The following is a 518-nucleotide window of genomic DNA, read 5'->3' as shown; positions in this document are numbered from 1 at the left end:
GCTGGACATGAGCGGCGGGCGAAAAGCGCCAGCTTTTTGCCCGTCCGCTCGATGGACTTGTTAGCCACGCCCCGTGAGCTTCACTGGCATGACCCGCTGCGGGCGCCGAACGTTCACGTTGCGCCACCAGAAGAACTCGAGCCACGAGATGTTTCGGCACTGGCATCCTGTGAAGTAGAACCAAGAGCGGCGGCGCATGGATGGCAAAGCCGACCCGCAGTCCACGCACTGCACGTAGCCGCCCATGTGGGGGACCCAGCCTGCACCCGCGCTCGGGCGGACCACAAAAAGCTCGTTTAACTTTTCCTTGTGCAGCGTTGGCAACTTCTTGCGTAGCCAGCGCTCGCGCTGCGTGCCGAGTTTGTAGCCCTGTGCCCAACCATCAGAACCGGGCCGCGCGGGATTCGCCTGCTGCAGCGCTTGCCGTAGCTCCGCAGACTGCCGCTGCACCTCGGCCTTACCTAGCTTCTTCAGCTGCCGCTTTCGCTCGGCATCCATTGTTCATCCCGATGGCTAAC

At 62.7% G+C, this 518-nt stretch carries 1 protein-coding gene; it reads right to left on the bottom strand.

Annotated features, from left to right (window positions below; genetic code table 11):
* Positions 1-60: 60 nt before the first annotated feature.
* Entirely contained in the window at positions 61-498 is a 438-nt protein-coding gene (locus tag DN824_RS22440; RefSeq protein ID WP_138410516.1) for a hypothetical protein, read from the bottom strand.
* Positions 499-518: the final 20 nt, after the last annotated feature.

Source organism: Stutzerimonas nosocomialis (assembly GCF_005876855.1).
In the GTDB taxonomy this organism is placed as follows: domain Bacteria; phylum Pseudomonadota; class Gammaproteobacteria; order Pseudomonadales; family Pseudomonadaceae; genus Stutzerimonas; species Stutzerimonas nosocomialis.
The sequence above is the reverse complement of the archived record's forward strand: the minus strand, read 5'-3'. Positions and strand labels throughout refer to the sequence as shown.